General features: G+C 66.2%; 1 pseudogene. It reads left to right on the forward strand.

Annotated features, from left to right (window positions below):
• Window positions 1-194: 194 nt before the first annotated feature.
• Window positions 195-554 (forward strand): annotated as a pseudogene (locus GTW58_RS13805) (M1 family metallopeptidase); the annotation flags it as partial.

The raw sequence follows: 554 nt of genomic DNA on the forward strand, positions 1-554 counted from the left end.
TGGGGCGGTACGCGACCCCCGGCCCCGGCCCTCTGGTCATGCGCGGTGAGTCCGCCCCGGACAAGACGCGGTGGGTTGGCAACCCCATCGGTCCGTGGGTGGATGAGCTGGACGCACAGGAGCGGGATTAGACTGCCCGCCGAACCAGACACCGTGCCCACTCTTGACCTCCACGAACCCCGATCGGAGTCCGAATGACCAACCCAGACCCGTACCTGAGGGGGCACGGCGACACTCGATACCCGGTTTCGCATTACGACCTCAAGCTCACGTACAAGGTTGCGGCCAACCGGTTGGAGGAAAAGGCTCAGCTGTACGTTGAGATCGCCGAGGCCACCAATCGGATCGACGTCGACCTCCACGGCTTGCGCGTCAGCAAGGTCTTCCTGGACGGCCGCCCCGCCAAGTACCGGCACAGAGGCCAGCGGGTGTCCGTCGATGTCGGGGATCGCGTACCCGGAAACCGCTTCCTGCTCGAGTTCCGTGTCTCCGGTAAGCCCGGTCCCGTTCCGGGTGTGCACGGGACGGCCGGGTGGGAGGAACTCACGGACGGG

The organism is Kocuria subflava, from assembly GCF_012163155.1.
GTDB classification, from domain to species: domain Bacteria; phylum Actinomycetota; class Actinomycetes; order Actinomycetales; family Micrococcaceae; genus Kocuria; species Kocuria subflava.